This is a genomic window from Mycobacterium sp. (assembly GCF_032161845.1).
Lineage (GTDB): Bacteria > Actinomycetota > Actinomycetes > Mycobacteriales > Mycobacteriaceae > Mycobacterium.
The window spans coordinates 1-15,878 of sequence record NZ_JAVRQA010000069.1; the positions used below are offsets into that span (position 1 = coordinate 1).

The following is a 15,878-nucleotide window of genomic DNA, read 5'->3' on the forward strand; positions in this document are numbered from 1 at the left end:
CGACGCCATTCAGGCAGCGGCGATTCAGGACTACCTGACCGCGTGGAGCCAATTCAGCTACGCCGGCCCCTCATTCATCTACACCCTTCTCGACACGAATAGCGCCAGCACCAACCCCGATGACACCTTGGGGGTAATTCGGTCGGATTGGACGTGGAAGCCCGCGGCCTACACCATCCAACAGTGGATCGCGGCACACCCTCAACAACCACTCACCGCACAGGTGATGGCCGCACTTGCCATGACGCCCAGCGCCGTCCTGAGTGCGAATTCCGGGTCCACTTACGCAATGAGCTGTGAACTCACAACCTCATTGCAGAATGCGTGCACCGCCTAACCGCCGTGACGGGGTACGGCTATACGGACTGTGGTCCGTATAGTATATTGTCAAGACATGACTCAAAAGCTGGACGCCAGACTTAGTCCGTACGCCCCCGCCGTTTTGAGCCTCTTTCGGGTGATCTTCGGACTCCTATTCCTACTCCATGCGACCAGCCACCTGTTCGGATGGCCGCTGGCGGCAGCACAAGCGCCCGTCGGGACGTGGCCCTTCTTCTATGCCGGGATCCTCGAGCTGATCGCCGCAATCCTCATCACCGTCGGATTGTTCACTCGCATAGCAGCATTCCTTGCATCCGGCGTGATGGCCTTCGCCTTCTTCACCCAGCACCTGCCCACCGGGATCATCCCGCTGACCAACGGCGGCGAACTCGCGGTGCTGTACTGCTTCGGGTTCTTCCTGTTGGTCTTCACCGGCGGCGGCGCCTACGCGTTGGACTCGCGAAAGAGGTAAACCGCGACGATCACCCGTCCAGCGCGAGGTCCTTGCGGAAGCGCTTCATGCCGTCGATCTTCTCGGCGGTGGTGGCATTCGGACCCGTATAGAACATCCACGGCATCGTCAGGATGTGGGTGATGCCCGCGGCCTCGGCGCGTTCGTAGTCGGGGATGGTCAACGCGTCGGTGAGCGGGGTCAGAATGGTGAATCCGTCCATGGTCAAACCGTTTTCGGCACGAAGCTCACGCAGTCGTTGAGCTCCCGCGATGGCCCGATCGGTGGTGATCAGGTCGCCGATCCAGCCATCGTTGCGGGCTGCTCGACGCAGCGCGATGTCGCTGAGCCCACCGACGTAGATCGGGATGTGCGGTGGCGTCGGCTCCATTTCAAGGCGCGGCGTCTGATAGAACTCGCCGTCGAACTCCGTCCACCCCGGCTGCCAGAGCGCGCGAAACAGGTCCAGCATCTCGTCGGTGCGCTTGCCGCGCCGGTCGAACCGCTGGCCCATCAGCGTGAACTCTTCCTCGCACCACCCGACGCCAACGCCCAGTTCGACCCGGCCGCCAGCCAGATATGCCGCGGTGCCAACGGCTTTGGCAACCGAGTAGGGGTCGCGCATTCCGGGGATGTACACCGTCGTGACGAAGTGCAGCCGTTCGGTGACCTGAGCCAGCGCCCCGACCAACACCCACGGGTCCGGCCAGTCGGTGAACGGCTGCCACCGACGTTCGCCATCCTTCGTGTACGGGTAGGGAGTAGCCAACTTCTCCAGGTTGACGACGTGGTCGGGAATGCCGAAGCCGTCATAACCGAGTTCATCTGCCGCTCTGGCTAATTCGACGACCTCGCGGGTCTCGAGGAAGGCAGGGCTGACGTAGAACTTCATCCGGCATCCCGGGCCCAAACAGGTTGGATGAACACACCGTCGGCTTCCACGCTCCAGCCGTCGGAGTCCCCCAGATAGCCGCGCGCGTAGGTCTTGATACCCTCGGTCCTCTCGATGAACGCCTCAGCCCGCAACGGGCCGAGTGGCGTCCCCCGCAGATAGCGGAGCGTGATGGTGCCGGTGAACAGCGGCTTGGTCAGTCCGTCACTGGCCGCCTCCCCCAGGATGTGATCGAGGACGAGGGCGCAAATGCCACCGTGAACCAGGCCGGGCGGACCTTCGTATGCGAGGCCGAGATCGAACTCCGCCCAGCACCGCCCGCTGGCCTCGTGATGGATGTCCATCGGCGGTGCGATCGCATTGCGCACTCCCACGGCGGGATTGGCCCAGGCAAGCGGCCGCCCGGTGGCTTCGTGCCGCAAGGTCGACGTCTGATTGCGTTGCGCGCCGCGAAGTTTCTCCGTCACCGCCTCAATGGCGGCCTGGGCGTCGCGCACCACTGCCTCATCGGCGTCGGTGCGGATGCCCGCGTCGATCAGTTCACGGATGGCCTGCGTCAGCGGTCCGTGCAACGCGTGCTGCCGCTCGTACTCCTCGGCACTGATGAGGTCGAACGGAAAGTCCATGCTCATTCTCCAAATATCCTTCTGACCACCATCTTTGCCCGGCGTGTCACCCGCAGGTAGTTGTCGAGGAATTCGCTGCCATCGCTATTCTCCCAACCCGCTGCCGTTGCCACCGCATTGAGCTGACGCCCCGGCCCCGGCAGCTGGTCGGTCGGCTTGCCCCGGACGAGCACCAGCGCATTGCGCGCCTGTGTCGCCGTCAGCCACGCTTGGCGAAGCAACTCGACGTCACCCTCGGCGATCAGCTCTGCCGCACCGATGGCGTTCAGGGCTTCCAGCGTCGAGGTGCTGTGCAGCGCCTCGATCTGGTGCGCATGGCGAAGTTGGAGCAGCTGCACGGTCCACTCGACGTCGGCGAGGCCGCCGCGGCCCAGTTTGGTGTGCGTGTTCGGATCCGCGCCTCGCGGCAGTCGCTCGGCGTCGATGCGCGCTTTGACCCGCCGAATCTCTTGCACCGCTTCGGCAGAGACCCCACCGGACGGGTATCGGGTCTTGTCGACCATCAGCAGGAACCGCATACCGAGGTCCTCGTCGCCGGCGACGCGGTGCGCCCGCAGCAGAGCCTGGACCTCCCAGGTTTGGGCAAACCGCGCGTAATACGCCTCGTAGGAGGCGAGCGTGCGGACCAGCGGCCCGCTGCGCCCCTCGGGCCGCAGATTGGTGTCGACTTCCAGTGGCGGATCCGCGCTCGGAGTGCCCAGCAGGGCGCGCACCTGCTCGGCTATGGTGACCGACCACTTCACCGCGACGGATTCCTCTGTGTCGCCTACTGGTTCGCAGACGAACATGACGTCGGCGTCGGAGCCGTAGCTCAATTCGCCGCCGCCGAGCCTGCCCATCCCGATGACCGCGATCTTCGCCGGCGGCCCTCCTTCCGGCGCGTTCGCACGGATGACGACGTCCAAGGCCGCTTGCAGCACCGCGACCCAAACCGAGGTCAGGGCTCGGCACACGTCGGTGACCTCCAGCATGCCCAGCAGGTCTGCCGACGCCACGCGTGCAAGCTCTTGGCGCCGAAGCGTTCTCGCGGCGGCAATCGCACGCAACGGCTCCTCGTGCCGCCCCGCCGAGGCGACGAGAGCGCGGGCGAACCCGTCGGGCTCGACCTCCAGCAGTTTGGGACCCGCAGGACCGTCCGCGTATTGCCGGATCACTTCGGGTGCCCGCATCAGGAGTTCGGGAACGAACGCCGACGTACCAAGGACGTGCATCAAACGTTTGGCTACGGCACCCTCGTCGCGCAGCGAGGCTAGGAACCAACGCTGCTCGGCCATTTCATCGCTGAGCCGCCGATAGGACAGCAGCCCGGCATCCGGATCGGGCGTATCGGAAAGCCAGTCGAGCAGCGTGGGCAGAAGGACCTGCTGCACCCGTCCGCGCCTGCCGCTGCTGCCGGTCAGTGCGGCCAGGTGCGTCAGCGCGCTCTGCGGCCCTTCGTATCCCAATGCGGCCAGCTGACGTTCGGCCGCCTCGGGCGACATGCTCGGCGAGACCTCGACGTAATTGCCTTCGACCGATTCCAGCAGCGGCTGGTAGAAGAGCTTGGCGTGCAGGCGTGACACCCGCAGGCTCTGGCGCTTGAGTTCCTCCCTCAGCACGCCGAGCGAATCACGCTGGCCGTCGGGGCGCATGTGTGCGGCACGGGCGAGCCACCGCATCGCCTCGTCGTCACCGGGTTCGGGGAGCATGTGGGTGCGCTTGAGCCGCTGCAGCTGCAAGCGGTGTTCGAGTAACCGCAGGAACTCATACGACGCGGTCAGGTTCGCAGCATCGTCGCGTCCGACATAACCGCCGTCTCCCAGGGCCGCCAACGCATCCACCGTCGATGCCACGTGCAGCGAATCGTCGGTGCGGCCATGGACGAGCTGCAGCAGCTGGACGGCGAACTCGACGTCGCGCAAACCGCCCGTGCCGAGCTTGATCTCGCGGGCCCTCACATCGGCGGGCACCAGTTCCTCGACGCGTCGGCGCATCTTCTGCACCTCGGAGACGAAGTCCTCCCGTTCGCACGCCGTCCACACCATCGGCATCAGCGCCGAAATGTACTGCTCGCCGAGTTCGGCGTCGCCGACCGCCGGGCGTGCCTTCAACAGCGCCTGGAACTCCCAGGTCTTGGCCCACCGTTCGTAGTACGCGACATGGGATTCCAGCGTGCGGACGAGCTGTCCGCTCTTCCCCTCCGGCCGTAGCGCGGCGTCCACCTCGAAGAAGGCGTCGGCGGCGAAGCGCATCAACTCGCCTGCCACCCGGGTGCTGATCGCATCGGCCTGCTCGGCGACGAAGATGACGTCGACGTCGCTGACGTAGTTCAGTTCGCGGGCCCCGCACTTGCCCATCGCGATGACCGCCAGTCGAGGCGCTGGCGCCCCCTCGTTGCCGGCCGTGGAGTCTCCGCACACCGTCCTGGTGGCGATGACGAGGGCGGCAGCCAACGCGGCGTCGGCGAGGTCGGCCAGGTGCTCGCCCACCGTCGGGAAGGGCAGCACGGGTTCGTTCTCGACCGTCGGGGCCAGGTCCAGTGCCGCCAGCACCAGCAGACGATCGCGGTATAGCACACGGAGATCGTTTGTCTCCGAAGATTTCTCGGCTAGCTCGGTGAAGGTCCGCTTCAGCTCGGCTGCACTGGGGAGCGCGACGTGACCCGCCAACAGGTGCCACGAACTTGGCTGCGCGACGAGATGGTCGCCGAGCGCCATGGACGAACCGAGCACACCGAACAGTCGGCCGCGCAGCCCGCGGTCCTTGACCAGTGCGCGGTTCAGCTCGTCCCAGTCCCCGTCGAGCGCGTCGGCGAGTCGCACCATCGCGCGCAGCGCGGTGTCGGCGTCCGGGGCTCGGGACAGCGACCACAACAGCTCGATGTGTGCATCGGTGGTCCAGCCCAGCCGGTTCAGATCGGTTCGGGCGGACGATTCGACCATGCCCAGCCTGCCGACGCTGGGCAGCGTCGGTCGCTGCGTCGCGGGTTTGGGCACGCCATCACGGTATCGCAGGCGTTGGCGCGGACCCTACAGCGACAGGTAGGCCTTCAGCTCATACGGCGTGACGTGACTGCGGTAAGTCTCCCATTCGGCGCGCTTGTTGCGCAGGAAGAAGTCGAAGACGTGCTCCCCGAGCGCTTCTGCGACCAGTTCGGAGTTCTCCATCTCCCCGAGTGCGACGCCGAGGCTGCCCGGCAACTCCTTGTAGCCCATCGCGCGGCGCTCTTCCGGGGTCAGGTTCCACACGTTGTCCTCGGCCTGGGGCCCGAGCACGTAGTTCTTCTCGACGCCGCGCAGACCGGCCGCGAGGAGCACGGCGAAGGCGAGATACGGGTTGCAAGCCGAGTCGGGGCTGCGCACCTCGATGCGCCGTGAGGACGCCTTGCGCGGCGTGTACATCGGCACCCGGACGAGGGCGGACCGGTTGGCCGCACCCCAGGACGCCGCGGTCGGTGCCTCGCCGCCGTGCACCAGCCGCTTGTAGGAGTTCACCCACTGGTTGGTGACGGCGCTGATCTCGCTGGCGTGCTCGAGGATTCCGGCGATGAACGACTTGCCGATGGCCGACAGCTGAAGCGGGTCGTCGGGGGTGTGGAACGCGTTGGTGTCACCCTCGAACAGGCTCATGTGGGTGTGCATCGCCGAGCCGGGGTACTCGCTGAACGGCTTGGGCATGAAGGACGCCCGCACGCCTTCGTTGAGTGCGACCTCCTTGACGACGTAGCGGAACGTCATCACGTTGTCCGCCATCGACAGCGCGTCGGCGTAACGCAGGTCGATTTCCTGCTGGCCCGGCGCGCCCTCGTGGTGGCTGAACTCCACCGAGATGCCCATGGACTCCAGCGCGTCGATCGCGTGGCGGCGGAAGTTGGGCGCCGAGTCGTGCACGGCCTGGTCGAAGTAACCGCCGTTGTCAGCGGGCACGGGCTGCGAACCGTCGTACGGTCCTGGCTGCAGCAGGAAGAATTCGATTTCCGGGTGCACGTAGCAGGAGAAGCCGAGCTCGCTGGCCTTGGCGAGTTGCCTGCGAAGCACGTGCCGTGAATCGGCCCAGGATGGTGACCCGTCGGGCATCGTGATGTCGCAGAACATGCGCGCGGAGTGCTGCTTGCCGCCGCTGGTGGTCCAGGGCAACACCTGGAACGTCGACGGATCGGGGCGGGCGACGGTGTCGGATTCCGACACCCGGGCAAAGCCCTCGATCGACGAACCGTCGAAGCCGATGCCTTCTTCGAACGCGCCCTCTAGCTCGGCAGGCGCGATCGCGACGGACTTGAGGTATCCGAGCACGTCGGTGAACCACAACCGCACGAATCGGATGTCACGCTCCTCGAGCGTCCGGAGCACGAATTCCTTCTGCCGATCCATGTGCGAAGCGTAGGCATCGGCTGTTAATTCCGTGTTACATGCCTGCTGCGGGTTGTGATCGCAGGCCGTTTCAGCGCGGTCGGCAGAGGAACCACGCCTGGCTGCTGGCGAAACCGCGCAGCTGACCGACGGGGGTGAACTGGGTCTCCTCGACGTGGAGGTGATGCGACACCCGCTCGCGCAGGGCGCGCCAGTTGAAGCCGAAGTGGGAGTAGGCCTCGGCGCCGTCGAGCTTGTAGAGCGGTCGCTCGACGGCGGTATTGCGGCCAGCAAACACCATCTTGGCGGCGTCGCGCGCGCTGTAGCGCTCGACGACGTGGTAGCTGCTGTTGCCCATGCGCTTGGCCAGCGCGCGAATCGACTGCTTCAGCACGAATGACGGACCGATCTCGATCGGCACGCTGACGATGACCCGGCCGCCGGGGGCGACCAGTCGGGCCAGATCGGCCAGCACGATCTCGACGATGTCCTCGGTGCAGTGCTCGAGGGTTTCCATGCAGGTGACTACGTCGAACGTGCCGTCGTACTCACTCGTCATGTCGCCGGTCACCGTGAAGGTGACGTCATCGAGATCTGCGAAACGCTCTTTGCAGTTGTCGATTTGGTTGGCGTCGACGTCGGCGCCGTGACCCTTCTTGAACTTTTCCGCCGCCATTGCGAGGAACGTTCCGTCGCCGCAGCCGTAGTCGAGCAGGTTGGCCGAGTTGCTGTCGATCAGGCTGATGGCCTTCACGAAACGTGACCGGTGACTCCAGGCAATGACCTTGTTGGTGTTGCCAATCTGGTCGCGGTAGTAGTGGCCGTCTTCGACGACCGAGTTCGTGTCGTTGTCCATCAGGTGCCGTTTCCCTCTTGTCTGTAGCACTGTCGATAGCGCAATGGGGTCGCCTTCGGTGCGCTCGAGAGTAGCCCAGCGAACGGCCTACTTCCAGCTAGGCATCACCTGTCAGCTAACACTGAAGATCTGGCGGCGGCTGCGTCGAATCGACGAGGAACGCGACCACAGCGGAATCGACACAGGCGTTGCCGTTGAAGACCACGGTGTGTTGCGTGCCGTTGAACGTGATCAGGGAGGCGTCCATTTCGCGCGCGAGATCCACGCCCGCCTGGTACGGGGTGGCGGGATCATGCGTCGTCGACACGACGACGACCTTGCCGGGCCCTGGCGACGCCGCGTCGTGGGGCGCCGAGGTCGGCGGCACCGGCCACATGGCGCAGGCGTCTCTTGGAGCAAATCCGGTGAACTCGCCGTAGTCCATGAACGGCGCGGCGACGCGGGCCTGGCGATCGGCCTCCGCCCACACCGCCGGGTCGGTCGGATACGGCGAGTCGACGCAGCGGATCGCGGTGAAGGCGTCCTGCTGGGTCGAGTAGTGCCCGGCCGTGTCGCGTTCCTGGTAGTCGTCGGCCAGCAACAGCAGGTCGCCTGCGTCGGTACCGCGTTGCAAGCCCAGCAGCCCACTGGTCAGGAACTTCCAATAACGCTGCGTATAAAGCGCGTTGACGGTGCCCGTGATGGCGTCCTGATAGCTGAGTCCCCGCGGATCCGACGTTCGGCCGGGCTGCTCGACCAGCGGGTTGACCAGTTGGTGGTAGCGCGCGACGAACTGCGTCGGGTCCTGACCCAGCGGGCAGTCGACCGACTGCCCACAATTCGCGGCGTAGTCGTCGAACGCGGTTTGGAAGCCGACGAGCTGACGGATGTTCTCGGCGACCGGGTCGGAACTCGGGTCGACGGCGCCGTCGAGGACCATGGTTCGCACCCGGTCGGGGAACCGTTCGGCGTAGTTGGCGCCGAGTTCGGTCCCGTAGGAGTAGCCCAGATAGTTGATCTGACTCTCCCCCAGCGCCTCCCGCACGACGTCCATGTCTCGTGCCGTCGAGGCAGTGCCGACGTTCGCCAGGAAGTCCTGCCCCGTGCGAGCGATGCACTCCTGGGCGATCTGCTGATAGATCTGCTCGATGTGGGCGACGCCTGCGGGGCTGTAGTCCGTCATGGGTTCGCGGCGGTAGGCGTCGAATTCGGCATCGGTGCGGCAGAGCACCCGCGGGGTGGAGTGCCCGACGCCACGCGGATCGAACCCGACCAAATCGAAGCGGCGGGTGACGTCGGTGTCCGCGAGGCTGGCGGCCATTCCGGCGACGGTGTCGACGGCCGACGCGCCGGGTCCGCCGGGATTGACCATCAGCGCGCCGATTCGGTCGCCGGTGGCGGGTACCCGGATGACCGCCAATTGCGCTTGGGGTCCATCGGGTTTGGCGTAGTCGATGGGGACGCTGACCGTTCCGCACTGCGCGGTCGGGATGACGGCGGCGGAACCGACGACGTCGGCGCAGTTACCCCACACCGGGGGCTGGCCGTACGGCAGCGCGTATTGACCGTCCGGCGATGCGGACGCCGTGGGGCCCGTGAAGGTAGCCGCCAGCAGGATTGCGAGCAGCGCCGCGATGAGCCTGCCCACCAACCACATGGGATGAATGTTTGCACGCGCCGGGCTTGGAGGCAGCTGTCGGGGGCGAGCAGAGACCACTCGGCAATCAGACGGTGATCCGATGGTGATCTAGGCCGAAACCGATTGGCGTGCTTAGGTCGTCAGCACGTCGCGTTTGGCGCTGGCACCACCACGTCGATCAGGTATTTGGCAGCAATGTCGTCCACGCAGGTGTTGCCCTGGAAGACCACCGTGTGCTGGGTGCCCTGGAACGTCAGGAGCGATCCGCCGAGCTGCTTGGCCAGATCGACGCCGGCCTGATAGGGCGTCGCGGGATCGTTCGTCGTCGACACCACCAGCACCGGAGGCAGGCCGGTGACCGCGATGTGGTGCGGCTTGGAGGTGGCGGGAACCGGCCAGAACGCGCAGGTGCCCAGTGGGGCGTTGCCCGTGAATTGGCCGTAGCTCATGAAGGGTGCCACTTCGCGGGCGCGACGGTCTTCGTCGATGACCGTCTTGCGATCGGTGATCGGCGGCTCGTCGACGCAATTGACGGCCACGCGGACGTCTGTCGAATTGTTGTAGTGCCCATCCTCGTCGCGGCCCATGTAGAGGTCGGCTAGCGCCAGCATGGTGTCACCCGAGCCCTTCTTCATCTCGGTCAGACCCTGGGTGAGGTGTCGCCAGAGGTTGGGCGAGTAGAGGGGGAGGATGGTGCCGACGACGGCGTCGCTGTAGCTCAGTCCGCGCGGATCCCTGGTCTTCGCCGGGTTGCTGACCAGCGGCTCGACCAGGCTCAGGTAGACGTCGACGGCCTTGGTCGGATCGGTGCCGAGGGGGCAGTTCGGGCTCTTGGCACAGTCCGCGGCGTAGTCGTTGAACGCGGTTTGGAAGGCAGCCGCCTGTCGGATGTCGGCCTCGACGGGGTCCGCATTGGGGTCGACGGCGCCGTCGAGGATCATCGCGCGCACGTTCTGCGGGTACGCCTCCGCGTACGCCGATCCGATGCGGGTGCCGTACGAGTAGCCGAGGTACGTCAACTTCTGGTCGCCGAGCGCGCTCCGCATCGCGTCGAGATCCTTTATCACGCTTGCGGTTCCGACGTTGGCGAGGAACTCGTCGCCCATCTTCGCGACACACCGCGCCACGAAGTCCTTGGTCTCCGACTCGATGTGCGCGACGCCTTCAGGCGTGTAGTCGACCTGGGGGTCGGCCCTGAGCTTGTCGTTGTCGGCATCGGAGTTGCACCACACCGCCGGGGTCGATGCCCCTACGCCGCGAGGGTCGAAGCCGACGAGGTCGAAGCGCTGCCTGACCGAGTCCGGCATGGCCCCCACCAGTGAGGCAGCGGCCTGAACGCCGGACTCACCTGGCCCGCCCGGGTTCACGATCAGGGAGCCGATCTTGTCCCCGGTGGCCTTGAACCGGATCATTTGGATCCGCGCGACGGCACCGTCTGGCTTCGTGTAATCGACCGGTACCGAAAGCTTTCCGCATTCCGCGCCCGCCGGAATGCGGACGTCGGACGCCGCGAGATCGCACTGCGACCAGTCGACCGGCGTCCCCGGCCTCGGGGTGGCGATGACGCTGCGCCCGTCGATCACTCTGCTGCAGCCCGCCACCAGCAGCATCACCAAGGCGGCCGCGAGGACCCCGCGTCTGAGGTTCATGGCTATCCATGCTGCCATGAAGCCTCGTCGGCCCAGATGAGGGCGTTACCGCGTGGCGTCCATCAACTCCCCGAGGGCGACGGCGAAGTCGTCTGCCATGTCCCACAGGTCGGGCAGCAGTTCGGGGCACGAGATCAGGCCGACGTCGAGCTTGCCGGTCAGCGACATCACGGTGATGTTCAGCCCAGAGCCGTGGAAGATCGGCCCGAGCGGATACATCGCCTTGACCTCTCCGCCGAGGAAGTACAGCGGCACCTGCGGGCCCGGCACGTTGGACACGACCAGGTTGTGCACCGGCAGGGCACTCGTCAGCCGACTCGACGCGTAGACGCGCATGGCGACACCGAACACGGCGGGGGCGGCGAATTGCGACCAGTCCTGTAGCAGCGTCGCGCCGATCGCCGCACTGTGTTGTTTGGCAACGGAATTCGCATCGGCGATCGCCTTGAGGCGCTCACCCGGATCTTCGATGTCGGTATGCAGGCTCGAGAACATCCCCGAAACCTGGTTGCGGCCAGGCCGATCCGACTTGTCGTGCACCGACACCGGGACCATCGCCACCAGGGTGCTTTCGGGGAGCTCGTCACGGTCCAGGAGGAACCGTCGCAGCACCCCCGCCACCAATGCCATCACGACGTCGTTGACCTTGACGCCGAAGTGCTGCTTGACGGTTTTGATGTCCTCGAGGTCGAGCTGTGCGAACGACACGTTGCGGTGGCCGGTCACCGTCGCGTTGAACCTCGTCTTCGGTGCTGCGAACGGGGCGGCCATCGTCAGGCCGCTGCGGGCCCGCCTGACGGTGTCCACGACGGTCGACAGCGTCGACGGCAGCATGTTGGCGAGCTTCAATGGGCGGGTGGCGTACTTGACGGCACCGCCGATGGCGATCTCCAGATCGGATCCGCCGCCCACCCCTTCGACCGGTTCTGGGGCGGCCGCATCGGGTTCGGTGGTGCATAGCTGCGACATCAGGTTCGCGCCGGTGACGCCGTCGACGCCGGCGTGGTGCACCTTGGTCATCACCGCAAGCCTGCCGCCGTCGTGTGCATCGGTGCCTGCCACGTTCTCGATCACCCACATCTCCCACAGCGGTCGACTGCGGTCCAGCGTCAGCGACGCGATGTGTCCGCAGATCTCGCCAAGTTCGACACGCCCACCGGGTGACGGAAGGCCGATGCGGTGCAGGTGGCGATCGACGTCGAAGTATTCGTCCTCCACCCACACCGGGTGGTCGAGGTTGAAGCGGTTGTCGGCGAGCTTCTCGCGAAACTCGGGCATCGCCTTGATGCGCAGGCTCAGGGCGTCGCGCATGCTGTCGAACGTGTATCCGCCGGGGATGGTGGAGGTGTCGATCTCCAGGATCGAACAGACGTGCAGCGGCTGCGCAGCGGTTTCGAGGTAGAGAAAACTGGCATCGAGTCCGCTGAGCCTTTGCATGCGGCAAATGCTAGGCCTGCGAACGAGTCCAGATGTGAGGAACTGCACTTCACCGGGAGTTCACCTTCGGCGGCGGGAGTGACACACTGGGTGAGTCAGACGACCCGGGGACCCGGATGGGCCTCGAGGAACGAATCGACGAGATTAGGGACAATGATGTCTGAGCAGACGGTTTACGGTGCTGTCACCGAAGTGCAGGCCAAGCCCCGCACGAAGATCCGTACCCACCACTTGCAGAAGTGGAAGTCAGAGGGTCACAAGTGGGCCATGTTGACCGCGTACGACTACTCGACCGCGCGCATCTTCGACGACGCCGAGATCCCCGTGCTGCTGGTGGGCGATTCGGCCGCCAACGTGGTCTACGGCTATGACACCACCCTCCCGGTGACCGCCGACGAGCTGATCCCACTGGTGCGCGGCGTGGTGCGCGGCGCACCGCATGCACTGGTGGTCGCCGACCTTCCGTTCGGCAGTTACGAGGCGGGCCCGCAGCAGGCATTGGCCACCGCGACGCGCTTCATGAAGGAAACCGGTGCGGCGGCGGTCAAACTCGAGGGTGGTGAGCGAGTCGCCGACCAGATCGCGACGCTGACCCAGGCCGGCATCCCCGTCGTGGCTCACATCGGCTTCACCCCGCAGAGCGTCAACGGACTGGGCGGCTTCCGCGTCCAGGGCCGCGGCGATGCCGCCGAGCAGACCGTCCACGACGCCATCGCCGTCGCCGAGGCCGGTGCGATCGCCGTCGTTCTCGAAATGGTGCCCGCCGAATTGGCCACCCAGATCACCGGCAAGCTGACCATTCCGACGATCGGCATCGGCGCCGGACCCAACTGTGATTCTCAGGTGTTGGTCTGGCAGGACATGGCGGGCATGACGGCCGGCAAGACCGCGAAGTTCGTCAAGCGCTTCGGTGACGTCGGCGGCGAATTGCGGCGCGCGGCAACGCAGTACGCATCCGACGTGGCGACCGGAACGTTCCCGGCCGAGGAGCACTCCTTCTAGGCCAGCTCCTAGGAGAACTCGGGTTTGCGCTTGCCGAGGAAGGCCGCCATGCCTTCCTTCCCGTCGGCGCCGTCGGCGTTCTCGGAGATCAGCCGGGCCTCGTCGTTCAGCTGATCCTCGAAGCGCGCCCCATAGGTGGTCAGTAGTAACTTCTTCACCGCCGCGTTCGATTTCCTTGCCCCAGAAGCGGTTCGAGCGGCCAGCTCGTCGAGCTTGGCGGGCAGTTCGGCATCGGGAACGACGGCGGTGACCAGTCCCCACTCCCATGCCTCGGCGGCAGTCAAGACCCGGTTGGTGATCATCAGCTCCTGGGTCCTACGCAGGCCGACCAGCCGGGGCAACAGGTACGACGAGCCGCCGTCCGGGCTGAGGCCCGCCTTGGTGTAGGCCATCGTGAAGGACGCCGACTCCGCGGCCAGCACCAGATCGCCGGACACCCCGAGTGGGAAGCCCGCTCCGGCGGCCACCCCGTTGACGGCGGTGATGACCACCGCGTCCATCCTGGCGAAGATCGACATGGCCCGGTGCAGGTCGTTGGCGATGCCCTTGACGTAGGCGCCGGGATCGGGCTCGGCGGAGATGGCCTTGAGATCCCCTCCTGCACAGAAGAACCTGCCGGCACCGGTGATGGTGACCACCTTTGTCGCGTCGGTGTCGCACAGCGCCGCAGCTTCGGCAAGCTCCCGGGTCAACGTGTCGTTCATTCCGTTCGCGGCCTCGGGCCGATCGAGAACGATGCTGGTGATGGGCCCGGACTGCGCGAACTTCAGCGTTTCGAAATCGGTCATGGCGAGACGTTATCGCACCGGTTTGTAACGGCCGGGGTGCGTGCCGTTCTCCGTTCACCTGAATGTGGCAACGTGTTCACGGAGTCGAGCACCCGGTCCCGCCAGGAGACCATTGCCAAACTGAAGGTGAAGATGCCAGCTGACAAGCGCAAACCGTCCCGCCACACGGAGGTCGAGCGCAAGTTCGCGGTGGTCGAGGGCACTGTCTCCCCGTCGTTCGACGGCTTGTCGTCGGTCGCCAAGGTGGAGCGCTCGCCCGCGCAGCATCTCGATGCCGTGTACTACGACACCCCGGACCAGGATTTGGCCGCGCACCGGATCACGTTGCGCCGCCGGACCGGTGGACCCGATGCTGGCTGGCACCTGAAGCTTCCCGCCGGGGCCGACGCGAGGACTGAAGTGCGCACCCCTCTCGACGAGTCGGGTGCACCCGACGACACGGTGCCCGAAGACTTGCGCGACGTCGTGCTCGCCATCGTGCGGGACCGCCCCCTGCGCCCGGTGGCACGCATCTCCACCACCCGGACCGTCGACCTGTTGTACGGGCTCGACGGCACGCCGCTCGCCGAGTTCTGTGACGACACGGTGCGCGCGTCGGCCGAAGGTGACTCCGAACCACAGGAGTGGCGGGAGTGGGAACTCGAACTCGTCGAGAGCTCGGACGCGGAGGGCGATTCCACGCTTCTGGACCGGCTCGCCAATCGACTGTTCGACGCGGGTGCCGAAGCTGCTGGGCACGGCTCCAAGTTGGCGAAGGTACTGCAGAGCACCCCACGGGATTCGGCGGCGCGGTCCGATGACCCGGTGCACCGCGCGGTGGCCGAACAGGTTGAGGAACTCCTTGTCTGGGACAGGGCCGTCCGGACCGATACGTGGGACTCCGTGCACCAGATGCGGGTGGTGACGCGCAAGATCCGCAGTTTCCTGCGCGCCTCTGAAGAATCGTTCGGCATCGCCGACGACTCTTGGTTGCTCGAAGAGCTCCGGCTGCTGGCGGGAATCCTCGGGGTGGCGCGCGACGCCGAGGTGCTCGCCGAGAAGTACGAGACCGCCCTTGCCGAACTTCCTGCCGAGTTGATTCGAGGGCCGGTTCGCGAGCGGCTCGTCGATGGCGCCAAGCGGCGATATCACGCGGGCTGGAAGCGCTCCCTGGTGGCGATGCGGTCGGAGCGTTACTTCCGCCTGCTCGACGGATTGGAGGCGCTCGTCGCGGCGCAGCCACCGCCGTCGGATAGCGGCGCGGAACCCGAGTCGTCGACTGTCGAGGCAGCGTTCAAGAGGGTGCGCAAGGCCGCGAAGAAGGCCGCCGACGCCGACGTCTCCCCCGCAGCCGCCGACGAGGCGCTGCACGTGATTCGCAAACGTGCCAAGCAGCTTCGCTACACGGCGTCCGCATTGGATAAGGCAGACGTCGCCGAGAAGGCCAAGGCGATCCAGTCGCTGCTCGGCGACCATCACGACAGTGTCGTGAGCCGGGCACATCTGGCCGAGGAGGCGGTCACCGCCAACGTGGCCGGCGAGGACACCTTCACCTACGGCGTGTTGTACCAGCTCGAGTCGGAGGTCGCCCGACGCTCGGAGGAGCGGCTGGGGAAGGCTCTCAAACGTCTGAAGAAGGCGATCCGCGCCTCCGGCTAGGCCGAGGGCGAGGGCGGACGAGTTGGCCTGTAAGCCGGATTCTGTTCCGCGCCGCCATGACTGGCGGCGCGGCGGCGACCATCCATCTGGACACACCGTCACCGGGTGCCTCGAGCGGCCTACCCGCAGACTCGGGCGAGCAGCCCTCGAACGTCTGCGCAGCCGCAACCAGGTTGCGGCCTTCTTGGCCTTGCTTCGGGTGGGGTTTGCCTAGCCACTCCGGTCACCCGGAATGCTGGTGCGCTCTTACCGCACCGTTTCACCCTTACCAC

At 66.0% G+C, this 15,878-nt stretch carries 12 protein-coding genes, 1 other RNA gene and 1 pseudogene; 4 read left to right on the forward strand and 10 right to left on the reverse strand.

What is annotated here, in order from left to right; translation table 11 throughout:
* Together QOD90_RS04245 and QOD90_RS04250 are read left to right on the forward strand one after the other, a co-directional pair.
* Positions 1–337: pseudogene (locus QOD90_RS04245) on the forward strand (cellulase family glycosylhydrolase); the annotation flags it as partial.
* A 57-nt stretch (positions 338–394) separates the two neighbouring features.
* On the forward strand, positions 395–793 hold the full coding sequence (locus QOD90_RS04250; RefSeq protein WP_526346997.1) for a DoxX family protein: 399 nt from the start codon (positions 395–397) through the stop codon (positions 791–793).
* A gap of 10 nt (positions 794–803) precedes the next feature.
* Here the strand turns inward: QOD90_RS04250 and QOD90_RS04255 are convergent, their stop codons facing one another.
* The 8 genes from QOD90_RS04255 to QOD90_RS04290 all read right to left on the reverse strand — a co-directional run bounded on the left by QOD90_RS04255 (position 804) and on the right by QOD90_RS04290 (position 12,178).
* Positions 804–1,664, reverse strand: a complete 861-nt coding sequence (locus tag QOD90_RS04255) for a TIGR03619 family F420-dependent LLM class oxidoreductase (protein WP_526346999.1) — start codon at positions 1,662–1,664, stop codon at positions 804–806.
* The gene (locus QOD90_RS04260) at positions 1,661–2,290 is read right to left on the reverse strand and encodes a PaaI family thioesterase (RefSeq protein WP_526347015.1); all 630 of its coding nucleotides are present in this window, start codon (positions 2,288–2,290) and stop codon (positions 1,661–1,663) included. The genes QOD90_RS04255 and QOD90_RS04260 overlap by 4 nt, the downstream gene beginning before the upstream one ends.
* A gap of 2 nt (positions 2,291–2,292) precedes the next feature.
* On the reverse strand, positions 2,293–5,211 hold the full coding sequence (locus QOD90_RS04265; RefSeq protein ID WP_526347017.1) for a bifunctional [glutamine synthetase] adenylyltransferase/[glutamine synthetase]-adenylyl-L-tyrosine phosphorylase: 2,919 nt from the start codon (positions 5,209–5,211) through the stop codon (positions 2,293–2,295).
* Positions 5,212–5,298: 87 nt separating this feature from the next.
* Positions 5,299–6,639: a type I glutamate--ammonia ligase gene (gene glnA, locus QOD90_RS04270; RefSeq protein WP_526347001.1), complete on the reverse strand. Its 1,341-nt coding sequence runs from the start codon at positions 6,637–6,639 to the stop codon at positions 5,299–5,301.
* Positions 6,640–6,709: 70 nt separating this feature from the next.
* Entirely contained in the window at positions 6,710–7,474 is a 765-nt protein-coding gene (locus QOD90_RS04275; protein WP_526347003.1) for a class I SAM-dependent methyltransferase, read from the reverse strand.
* Between the two features lie 115 nt (positions 7,475–7,589).
* Positions 7,590–9,110: an alpha/beta fold hydrolase gene (locus QOD90_RS04280; protein WP_526347005.1), complete on the reverse strand. Its 1,521-nt coding sequence runs from the start codon at positions 9,108–9,110 to the stop codon at positions 7,590–7,592.
* 122 nt (positions 9,111–9,232) lie between these two features.
* Complete coding sequence (locus tag QOD90_RS04285) at positions 9,233–10,741, reverse strand: alpha/beta fold hydrolase (RefSeq protein ID WP_526347007.1); 1,509 nt, start codon at positions 10,739–10,741, stop codon at positions 9,233–9,235.
* A 45-nt stretch (positions 10,742–10,786) separates the two neighbouring features.
* Entirely contained in the window at positions 10,787–12,178 is a 1,392-nt protein-coding gene (locus tag QOD90_RS04290; protein ID WP_526347009.1) for a WS/DGAT/MGAT family O-acyltransferase, read from the reverse strand.
* Between the two features lie 156 nt (positions 12,179–12,334).
* Here QOD90_RS04290 and panB point away from each other — a divergent pair, with 156 nt between their 5' ends.
* A complete protein-coding gene (gene panB, locus QOD90_RS04295) occupies positions 12,335–13,180 on the forward strand; it encodes a 3-methyl-2-oxobutanoate hydroxymethyltransferase (protein ID WP_526347011.1) in 846 nt (281 codons plus the stop codon).
* Between the two features lie 8 nt (positions 13,181–13,188).
* Here panB and QOD90_RS04300 read toward each other — a convergent pair whose 3' ends face one another.
* Positions 13,189–13,968, reverse strand: coding sequence for an enoyl-CoA hydratase/isomerase family protein (locus QOD90_RS04300; protein WP_526347013.1), 780 nt, complete (start codon positions 13,966–13,968; stop codon positions 13,189–13,191).
* Between the two features lie 132 nt (positions 13,969–14,100).
* Between QOD90_RS04300 and QOD90_RS04305 the strand changes: the two genes are divergently transcribed.
* Positions 14,101–15,606, forward strand: a complete 1,506-nt coding sequence (locus tag QOD90_RS04305) for a CYTH and CHAD domain-containing protein (protein WP_526347019.1) — start codon at positions 14,101–14,103, stop codon at positions 15,604–15,606.
* A gap of 14 nt (positions 15,607–15,620) precedes the next feature.
* Here the strand turns inward: QOD90_RS04305 and rnpB are convergent.
* Positions 15,621–15,878, reverse strand: an RNA gene (gene rnpB, locus QOD90_RS04310) — RNase P RNA component class A; the annotation flags it as partial.

Bases quoted from the DNA above. Each gene is read 5' to 3' on its own strand.
- QOD90_RS04280 (WP_526347005.1), bottom strand. From the start codon at position 9,110: ATGTGGTTGGTGGGCAGGCTCATCGCGGCGCTGCTCGCAATCCTGCTG.
- QOD90_RS04285 (WP_526347007.1), bottom strand. From the start codon at position 10,741: ATGAACCTCAGACGCGGGGTCCTCGCGGCCGCCTTGGTGATGCTGCTG.
- panB (WP_526347011.1), top strand. From the start codon at position 12,335: ATGTCTGAGCAGACGGTTTACGGTGCTGTCACCGAAGTGCAGGCCAAG.
- QOD90_RS04275 (WP_526347003.1), bottom strand. From the start codon at position 7,474: ATGGACAACGACACGAACTCGGTCGTCGAAGACGGCCACTACTACCGC.
- QOD90_RS04300 (WP_526347013.1), bottom strand. From the start codon at position 13,968: ATGACCGATTTCGAAACGCTGAAGTTCGCGCAGTCCGGGCCCATCACC.
- QOD90_RS04265 (WP_526347017.1), bottom strand. From the start codon at position 5,211: ATGGTCGAATCGTCCGCCCGAACCGATCTGAACCGGCTGGGCTGGACC.
- QOD90_RS04305 (WP_526347019.1), top strand. From the start codon at position 14,101: ATGCCAGCTGACAAGCGCAAACCGTCCCGCCACACGGAGGTCGAGCGC.
- QOD90_RS04255 (WP_526346999.1), bottom strand. From the start codon at position 1,664: ATGAAGTTCTACGTCAGCCCTGCCTTCCTCGAGACCCGCGAGGTCGTC.
- glnA (WP_526347001.1), bottom strand. From the start codon at position 6,639: ATGGATCGGCAGAAGGAATTCGTGCTCCGGACGCTCGAGGAGCGTGAC.
- QOD90_RS04250 (WP_526346997.1), top strand. From the start codon at position 395: ATGACTCAAAAGCTGGACGCCAGACTTAGTCCGTACGCCCCCGCCGTT.
- QOD90_RS04260 (WP_526347015.1), bottom strand. From the start codon at position 2,290: ATGGACTTTCCGTTCGACCTCATCAGTGCCGAGGAGTACGAGCGGCAG.
- QOD90_RS04290 (WP_526347009.1), bottom strand. From the start codon at position 12,178: ATGCAAAGGCTCAGCGGACTCGATGCCAGTTTTCTCTACCTCGAAACC.